This window comes from Trichococcus palustris (assembly GCF_900114465.1).
In the GTDB taxonomy this organism is placed as follows: Bacteria; Bacillota; Bacilli; order Lactobacillales; family Aerococcaceae; genus Trichococcus; species Trichococcus palustris.
On sequence record NZ_FOTD01000040.1, the window covers coordinates 1 to 7,611 of the forward strand.

A 7,611-nucleotide genomic window follows, 5' to 3' on the forward strand; every position below is an offset into this window, starting at 1 on the left:
AAAATTGCGAACCAACGCAAGGACTTCTTGCACAAACTCTCCAACCAAATCACGGACGAAAACCAAGTCATCGTGATCGAGACGCTGCGGAGTTCGAATATGATGAAGAACCACAAACTTGCGAAAGCGATTGGGGATGTCAGTTGGTTCGAATTCAGCCGGCAATTGACATACAAAGCCGAATGGAAAGGCCGAACGCTCATCAAGGCGGACAAGTTCTACCCGTCCACCCAACTTTGTTCCGCTTGCGGACGTCGGGACGGCAAGAAAGCCCCGCATATCCGCGACTGGACGTGTCCGGATTGCGGCACATTCCATGATCGGGACATCAATGCCAGCATGAACCTTTTGGCGTTAGCCAAGTAAGAGAAAAACAATGAGGCAGGGACTGCCTTTTGAGCCTACCCATATCCATTCCCTCTGTCTGCAAAGACATACGCAGGCAAGGAAGGAGTTCGTAGGAAACTCGCGACTTGAGTCGTGAGTAGTTCACAACAGGATGGAGGAACTTTATTTATGAAAAAATTCGACTTGGCTATTTTTGATATGGATGGCTTGATGTTTGATACCGGCAGGATCGCCTACAATGCCTACCTGAAAACGGCGGAGCAGTTCGATATGGAGATGCGGCCGGAAGTGTATTACTTTCTGACCGGCAGGAATGATGAGGGCATCCGGCAAGCCATGAAGGAGTTGTACGGCGAGAAGCAGGATATTGCCGCTTGGCGGAAAGCGATGGTTCATTTCAAACATGAAATCATCGCAGCGGACAATCGGGTGTATAAGAAGCCGGGACTGGTTTCGTTGCTCGCCTATTTGAAAGCGAATGACAAAAAGGTGGGGTTGGCCTCTTCGTCGAAACGCGAAGAAATCCTGGCCTATCTTGAAATGGAAAACCTTGATGCAACGCTGTTCGATGTAATCGTGGGCGGGGACGAAGTGAGGAACAGCAAGCCGGATCCGGAAATTTTCTTGAAGGTTTGCCGGAAAATTGGCATAGCGCCTGAAGATACGCTGGTTTTCGAAGATTCGCTTGTGGGTGTGGAAGCCGCAAACGCGGCAGGGATACAGACGGTGCTCGTTGAGGATGACATCAATGACATGCCGAGTCATGACGGGAAAATCAAACTGAAATGGATCCCTTCCGTCATCCGCAAGGACAATCAGCAGCCGGCTTTCCAGTTCGATAGCCTTTCCGATGCGGAGTTTTACATGGAAAATAATGAGTAATGGCGTATCGTGGATCCTGAAATTTGGATATCATCACTAAATCGACGCAGTTGGCTGAAGCCATCGCCAATGCGGAAACGCTGGTAACGAATACCGGCGAATCGGCTTTCCGGTCCTTTATGCTGAGCTGCAACGCAGCTGATCATTAAAGAAAAACGAAAATAAGGGTTGCGTTTTCACCGTTTTTTGTTAGAATTGAATGAGAACCACTGGGGGTGCGCTTTTGCGCTGAGACTGACGCTGTCAGAACCCTTTCGACCTGATCTAGTTCGTACTAGCGGAGGGAATGTGGCGTTTGACTATTGCATAATATAATAGACATCATAAACGCTATATTTTCTGATTTCCGTATCAGATTATATGGCGTTTTTTTATCACTAGGGGTGCGCTTTTGCGCTGAGACTGACGCTGTCAGAACCCTTCAAACCTGATCCAGTTCGTACTGGCGGAGGGAAGTGAGATACTTTTGGAGTCCGTGCTTATATCCAAGACATCTCAGGCGAGGTGTCTTTTTGTTTTACCATGAGGAGGAATTGAGATGACCGTTTCACAAGAACAGGCCGAACTGCAGGCCAAGCTGAAGGACGAACTGGCGGCTTTTATCGCAAATGCAAGCGCCGGTGAAGAGGATTATGACCGAATGGCGTTGGCTATTTTCCGCTATCAGTTTCAATACAACGTGCCGTTCCGCAAATTTTGCCAACAAAAAGGAAAAACGTTGCGGACCGTGAAAAAATGGCAGGATATTCCGCCGGTTCCCATCAACGCTTTCAAGGAAGCGACGCTCAGCTGCGTGCCGGCAGAAGATACGCAGGCATGCTTTATGACCAGCGGCACGACGAAAAAGGTGCGCGGGAAGCATTATCATCCGGATACGGACATCTATGATCTGTCGATGCAGACTTTTTTCGCCGAGATGGTGATGGGAGACCGGGATCGTTTCAGGATGGGCGTATTGTTCCCCGATGAAAGGCATATGCCCCATTCGAGTTTGGCGCATTATCTGACGGTCGGTGCGGCAGCATTCGGCATCGGCGAAACGCATTTTTACATCGAAGCCGACACGATCGACTATTCCTTGCTGGAGCAGGATTTGGAGCAAGCGATCGCTACCGACGAACCATTTCTGCTGCTGGGCGCCACCTACAGTCTGGCGATGGTTTTGGAGGCATTTGCGGAACGAAACAAGACCTATCGTTTACCGGAAGGCAGCAAAGTTTTTGATACGGGCGGGTTCAAAAGCTATGCGCAGAAGCTGACGCTGGATGAGTTCTACGACCGGCTCGCGGCGACATTCGCCGTTCCGCGCAGCCGCTGCGTCAACATGTATGGCATGACGGAACTGAGCACGGAATATTACGACAAAACGAACGAAACCGTTCCGTCAGTCATGTACGGTCCGCATTGGATGCGGACGCGCATCATCCATCCGTTGACGAATGAAGACGTACCCTACGGCGAACAAGGGATCATCGTCCATTATGATTTGGCCAACTACAATTCGGTGCTGGCGTTGCAGACCGAAGACGTCGGCTACCAGAGGGAGGGCGGCTTTGTTTTGCTGGGCCGTGCCCAAGGGAGCGATGCAAAGGGCTGCTCCATCAGTCTGTCCGAGTTCATGGATGCGGTGAAACGGAATGACTGAACAAAAACGACAGCAAATCCATCTGGGCTATGTCCCTGCTGCTTTCCAAGGCTGTTTGTCCGAGAAAATATTCAGTTATGAAGGCCGCGATGAATCCGTCAGCATGTCGATGCCCGTCCTGACGCCGGAATCGGCAGAGAAGCTGACGGCTTTTCTCCACGACCGCCAACAAGCGATGGCGACCATCCCGGTAAAGGACAGGGTGAGGGTGATTGACCGGGCGATTCGACAATTGCTTGACCGCGAACATCCGTACCGTCGCTTGGCTGAAAAATGGCTGCCCGTCATGACGGGGTATGATGCCGACATCATCCGTTTGGGGCTGACGCGTTATCTGAAATTATTCCAGGAACACGAATTGGCGCGTTTCCTGCATGCCGATTTCGGCAATCCGTCCTTATTGGACCAGTTCCAGCCGAATGCGAAAGGTTCCTTCACTAGGGCGGTCGGGTTGCCGATCACTTGCCACATTTGGGCCGGAAATGTTCCCAGTCTGAGCTTGTGGAGCCTGGTGTCCGCCTGTCTGGTGAAGTCAAGTGTCATCGGCAAGGTTTCCTCCGGGGAACCGTTGATGGCCAGTTTGTTTGCGCAATTGCTTGTCGCCAACGAGCCGCGGCTGGCCGACAGTCTGGCGATCGTCTATTGGCCGGGCGGAGACGAAGCCGTCGAGAAGGAGCTGTTCGCCAATGTGGAAGGTGTTTTGGCATATGGTAATAATCAAACCGTCGCAGCCGTCCGCAGCCGCGTGCCGATAACTACCCGCTTTTTGCCGTATGGGCATAAATTGAGTTTTAGCGTGGTGGCAAAAGAGGCGCTCGATCGTTTTAAAGCGAGCGACACGCTGCAAAGGCTAGCCAAAGACAGTGTCTTTTACGACCAACAGGGCTGTTACTCTTCCCAAGTGGTGTTCGTCGAAGAAAATGAAGCCTTGCCCAGCGCGGTGTTTGCGAAAATGCTGGCGCAGCAATTCGCGCGCGACCAGCTGCGCTATCCCCGCAGGGAGTTGTCGCTCGCCGAGCAAACCAGCCTGAAGCAGTGGCTGGACATGCGGGAACTGCAAATGATCAAAGCGGATCGGGATTTCCTGTTGACGGATGAGGAAGCGCATTGGGGCGTCTATTATCAAGCGGACTGCGGGAGTCCTGGGCTGACCGCCAGTGCGTTGAACCGCACGGTCACGGTGATTCCCTTTAGACGGCAAGCGGACCTGCAGCCCTTTTTGGAAAGGCACCGCGCGCTGTTGCAGACGGCGGGATTGGCCGTTCCGACCGAAACATTATTTGCGTGGGCCGAATTCTTGGCCGGTGAAGGGGTCACACGCATAAGCGCCATCGGGGAGATGACGCTGCCGGAAGCGGGATGGCACCATGATGGCGGCTTGAACCTGATGAGTTTAGTGAATATGGTCGATCTGGAACGCAGCGCCGAGAGTTTGGCGGTGAAGTACAGTGCGACGGCAGATTGAGGAAAAGGGGAGGCAAACCGATGGAATACCTGTTAAAAGATAAAGTGTACCTGGTGACCGGGGCGAGCCGCGGCATCGGCGCCGATACGGCCAAACTGCTGGCTGAGCAGGGAGCTTTTGTGATCATCAACTATCTGCACAGCCATGAACAGGCGAAAGCGGTGGAGGACTATTGCAATCAAACGGCTGAAGGCGGCGGTTGGTGCCTTTCGGCGGATATGACCGACGAACAGGCGATTGCGCAATTGGTCGCAGCCATCCAAATGGAATTCGGCCGGCTGGACGGCATCGTCTGCAATGCGGCTTTTTCCTACCGCTTCGATGCGCAAAAGCGTCCCTATCATTGGGAGATCGAATGGGAAGAGTACGAGCGCGCTGAACAGCAAACGGTGAAACCTTTGCATGTGTTGCTGCAAAAAGCCTTGCCGCTGTTGACCATGCAACCGGATAGCCGTGTCGTAGTGCTGTCATCCAACTTGGTGAAGCGGCCATTGGTGACCTATCATACCTACAATGTAGGTAAAGCGACGTTGGAAGCATACGTCCAAAATACGGCCAATGAATTGGCGCGTTTAGGCGTGCGCCTCAATCTGGTCATTCCGGGGATGGTTTATCCGACCGATGCCACAAAAGATTCGCAGGAAGAAATAAAAGATGCGGTCATCAACCAAACGCCTCTGGGGAGAATGGCGATGCCTGAGGATGTGGCGCAAACCATTTTCTTCTTCCTGAGTCCTTACAGCCGTTTTCTGACCGGGCAGAAACTATACGTTGATGGCGGGCTGAGCAACCAATAAATCCAAAAGAAGAAGGAGCAAAAAAATGAACACAAAAATGGATACAAAAAAATTAGTAACTACCGCAGTCATCATCGCCATGGGGGTGATCTGCAACAGCGTGATCGTCATTCCCATCGGCATGGTCAAAGCGGCACCAATGCAGCATCTGCTGAATGTATTGACGGCAATTTGGCTAGGGCCGGGGTACGCCATTTTGCAAGCGTTTGGCGTTTCCGTCCTGCGCAACATGCTGGGCACAGGAACTATTTTTGCTTTTCCCGGCAGCATGATCGGGGCCATTTGCGCAAGTCTGCTTTATGCCAAAACTAAAAAAATCGGCTACGCGGCTTTGGGCGAATGGCTGGGAACGGGGATCTTGGGCTCGCTGGTCAGCACCTTCATAGCGCAATTCTTTATGGGGAAAACGGCCGCGTTGATGCTCTTTTTGCCAAGCTTTCTGATCAGTTCCGCTCTGGGGTCGCTGATGGCCTATATTATTGCCGTAGAGATGGACAAAAGACATTTATTGAACAGGGGAAGGATAGAAGAAGGCTAAGTAAGCATCAGCGGGATAGAGTGAGATAACGCAAAAGGGGAGAGTATATATGACGGAAGAAAAAACAAGTACGATAAGCAACAGCTGGCTATGGTTAGGAGCAGCCATTTCAATCTCGGAAATTTTAACGGGGACCTTTATTGCGCCGTTGGGTATGGCGAAAGGGGTCTTATCGATCTTGATTGGCCATATCATCGGTGGTGTGGTCATGTATTTTGCTGGGAAGATCGGCGCCGATACGGGCATGAACGCGATGGAGACACTCAAAATATCATTCGGCAGTAAAGGCGGGCTTTTCTTTTCGGTGCTCAACGTATTGCAGTTGGTTGGGTGGACCGCGGTAATGGTCGTCAACGGTGCCAGTGCCATCAAAGTGCTGCTGGGCATGGAGGGGAGCACCGCTACAGTGGTCGCGAGTCTTCTGATCGGGGGGCTTATTTTCATCTGGATGGCGTTGGACGTGCATGCCATCGCAAAAGTTAATTCTTTTTCGGTGATAGCCTTATTGGTATTGTGTCTGCTGTTGACGTATAAAATTTCCCAAGGGGCAGCAGCTGTTGCGGCGACAGGCAAAATCAGTTTCGGAGCTGCAATCGAATTGTCGGTAGCGATGCCTTTATCATGGGTGCCCGTCATTGCCGATTACACCCGTACGGCCAAAAAGCCAAGATTGGCTAACGGAATGAGTAATCTTGCCTATTTTGTTGGTAGCTGCTGGATGTTCATCATCGGTCTGGGCGCTGCCGTTTTTACAGGCTATCAGGATGTGGCGCAACTGATGGGTGCGATGGGTCTGGGCATCTCTGCCGTGCTCATTGTCATCCTATCGACCGTGACGACTACCTATTTGGACGCCCGTTCGGCCGCCATCAGTTTCCGCACCATCTCCGATTCTTTTTCGGAGAAAACAATCGGATTAGCGATTACCGTCATCGGGACCGTCATCGGCTGTTTTGTGCCGGTCATGCAATTCGAAAACTTCCTGTATTTGATCGGGTCCTGCTTCATACCGATGATTGCCATTCTGATAACGGATTATTTCCTGTTGAAAAAGCAAACGATAACGGCCTCCATCGATAAGGTCAATTTGTTGATGTGGTTCGCAGGCTTTCTGGTCTACCGATTATTTTTATCCCTATCGACGCCAGTGGGGACGTCATTGCCGGTCATTGCGTTGGTGATGCTATTGTCATATGCGATTAATGGAAAAAGGTATAAAAAGCAATCGGAGCAAATTTCCGAAGCCTATGCACCTGTGGACTGAACGCTCGGATAACCGAATATAATTGTGTCTGCGTGAACAGCCGAGGCAAAATGAATGCAACAACGATTAAGATAAAAATGGATGGGTATTGGCTGAAAAGTCCGCGCCCATTTTTTTTTATTCGATAAAAGAGCTTATGATAATGAGTGGTTTACGGAAATGCGAAAGGCAGCCTGAAAAAATTCAGGAAAGTCGTTGACATGCCATCGGTAGGGTGATAATATATGGAAGTTGCCACTTCTGTTTGTTGATAGCAAGCAAAATTTAATTGAAAAAATCCGAATAAGTGCTTGACGGAAAGTTGAAGCCGTGGTAATATTATGAGGTTGTCACGTAATGCGTGATGAATCGATTGACCTTTGAAAACTGAACAAAGAATGAACGAACCAAATGTGCAGGGAGCTTTGATTCTATCAAAGCAAACGAAGGCGATACGCAGTATCGCAAACATAAAGTCAGTAACGTAACAAATGAGCTTTTAAATTTTACATGTAGGATTTCTGTACAAGAGTCCACATTTACATGAGAGTTTGATCCTGGCTCAGGACGAACGCTGGCGGCGTGCCTAATACATGCAAGTCGAACGGTTCTTTCTTTTGGAAGCTTGCTTCCGATCGAGAGAATAGTGGCGAACGGGTGAGTAACACGTGGGTAACCTGCCCATAAGAGGGG

General features: G+C 50.6%; 8 protein-coding genes, 1 rRNA gene and 2 riboswitches. All 9 genes read left to right on the top strand.

The features are described 5' to 3' along the window. Nucleotides 1-366, top strand: a 366-nt coding sequence (locus BM101_RS13495) for an RNA-guided endonuclease TnpB family protein (RefSeq protein WP_143084481.1), incomplete at its 5' end; no start/stop codon positions are given. A gap of 150 nt (nucleotides 367-516) precedes the next feature. Beyond that, complete coding sequence (locus BM101_RS13500) at nucleotides 517-1,230, top strand: HAD family hydrolase (RefSeq protein WP_087033703.1); 714 nt, start codon at nucleotides 517-519, stop codon at nucleotides 1,228-1,230. Nucleotides 1,231-1,253: 23 nt separating this feature from the next. Further along, nucleotides 1,254-1,379 carry a hypothetical protein gene (locus tag BM101_RS14460; RefSeq protein ID WP_256212281.1) on the top strand — a complete coding sequence of 42 codons (126 nt, stop codon included), beginning with the start codon at nucleotides 1,254-1,256 and terminating at the stop codon, nucleotides 1,377-1,379. A 52-nt stretch (nucleotides 1,380-1,431) separates the two neighbouring features. Further along, nucleotides 1,432-1,534, top strand: a riboswitch (TPP riboswitch). A 65-nt stretch (nucleotides 1,535-1,599) separates the two neighbouring features. Beyond that, nucleotides 1,600-1,701: riboswitch (TPP riboswitch) on the top strand. Between the two features lie 67 nt (nucleotides 1,702-1,768). Next, the gene (locus BM101_RS13505) at nucleotides 1,769-2,875 is read left to right on the top strand and encodes a LuxE/PaaK family acyltransferase (protein WP_087033702.1); all 1,107 of its coding nucleotides are present in this window, start codon (nucleotides 1,769-1,771) and stop codon (nucleotides 2,873-2,875) included. Next, nucleotides 2,868-4,340, top strand: coding sequence for an acyl-CoA reductase (locus BM101_RS13510; RefSeq protein WP_087033701.1), 1,473 nt, complete (start codon nucleotides 2,868-2,870; stop codon nucleotides 4,338-4,340). Before BM101_RS13505 ends, BM101_RS13510 begins: the two co-directional genes overlap by 8 nt. Before the next feature lie 20 nt (nucleotides 4,341-4,360). Then, nucleotides 4,361-5,137, top strand: a complete 777-nt coding sequence (locus BM101_RS13515; RefSeq protein WP_087033700.1) for an SDR family oxidoreductase — start codon at nucleotides 4,361-4,363, stop codon at nucleotides 5,135-5,137. A gap of 25 nt (nucleotides 5,138-5,162) precedes the next feature. Further along, nucleotides 5,163-5,675, top strand: a complete 513-nt coding sequence (thiW, locus tag BM101_RS13520) for an energy coupling factor transporter S component ThiW (RefSeq protein WP_245825801.1) — start codon at nucleotides 5,163-5,165, stop codon at nucleotides 5,673-5,675. Nucleotides 5,676-5,724: 49 nt separating this feature from the next. Continuing rightward, a complete protein-coding gene (cytX, locus tag BM101_RS13525; RefSeq protein WP_087033699.1) occupies nucleotides 5,725-6,939 on the top strand; it encodes a putative hydroxymethylpyrimidine transporter CytX in 1,215 nt (404 codons plus the stop codon). A 518-nt stretch (nucleotides 6,940-7,457) separates the two neighbouring features. After that, a 16S ribosomal RNA gene (locus BM101_RS13530) occupies nucleotides 7,458-7,611 on the top strand; the annotation flags it as partial.

Bases quoted from the DNA above. Each gene is read 5' to 3' on its own strand.
- thiW (WP_245825801.1), top strand. From the start codon at position 5,163: ATGAACACAAAAATGGATACAAAAAAATTAGTAACTACCGCAGTCATC.
- BM101_RS13505 (WP_087033702.1), top strand. From the start codon at position 1,769: ATGACCGTTTCACAAGAACAGGCCGAACTGCAGGCCAAGCTGAAGGAC.
- BM101_RS13510 (WP_087033701.1), top strand. From the start codon at position 2,868: ATGACTGAACAAAAACGACAGCAAATCCATCTGGGCTATGTCCCTGCT.
- BM101_RS13500 (WP_087033703.1), top strand. From the start codon at position 517: ATGAAAAAATTCGACTTGGCTATTTTTGATATGGATGGCTTGATGTTT.
- cytX (WP_087033699.1), top strand. From the start codon at position 5,725: ATGACGGAAGAAAAAACAAGTACGATAAGCAACAGCTGGCTATGGTTA.
- BM101_RS13515 (WP_087033700.1), top strand. From the start codon at position 4,361: ATGGAATACCTGTTAAAAGATAAAGTGTACCTGGTGACCGGGGCGAGC.